Annotated in this window: 1 protein-coding gene; it reads left to right on the top strand. The window is 64.8% G+C overall.

Features of this window, described 5'->3' with window-relative positions; all coding sequences use genetic code 11:
- Window positions 1-19: 19 nt before the first annotated feature.
- A partial coding sequence (locus F6S12_RS32840; protein WP_315870001.1) for an IPT/TIG domain-containing protein occupies window positions 20-505 on the top strand: 486 nt, incomplete at its 3' end.

The raw sequence follows: 505 nt of genomic DNA, 5'->3' as shown, positions 1-505 counted from the left end.
GGTCACGGTGGGCCAGTCGATGAGTATCCAGATCCTTTCCAGCGGCGGTGAAATGCCCCTGGATCAGTGGTACCAGTGTGATATCGACGATCCAGACGATACGGCCCCCTGCCTGCCACCGGGGCTGATCCTCGATGCCTCACCCAACAGTCCGACCACCACGCTGCATGGTGCACCTACCATCGCCGGCAACTACACCTTCAACATTTCCCTGAATGACGGCAGAAACCAGGCCGGGGTCGCCACCTATACCCTGGAGGTTACCGGCGCGGCGACCCCGACCCTGACCTCGGTTGCCCCCAACTCCGGCAGCACCGCTGGCGCCACCGCCGTCACCCTCACCGGCAGCAATTTTACCGGCGCCACCTCGGTCAGCTTCGGCGGCACGGCGGCCCCCAGTTATACCGTCAACAACGCCACGACCATCACGGCCACCACACCGGCTCATGCCGCGGGCGCAGTGAACGTAACGATCATCACCCCTGGCGGCAGCGCGACCCTGACC

The sequence above is a fragment of the Pseudomonas sp. JV245A genome (genome assembly GCF_032424515.1).
GTDB classification, from domain to species: Bacteria; Pseudomonadota; Gammaproteobacteria; order Pseudomonadales; family Pseudomonadaceae; genus Aquipseudomonas; species Aquipseudomonas protegens.
The sequence above is the reverse complement of the archived record's forward strand: the minus strand, read 5'-3'. Positions and strand labels throughout refer to the sequence as shown.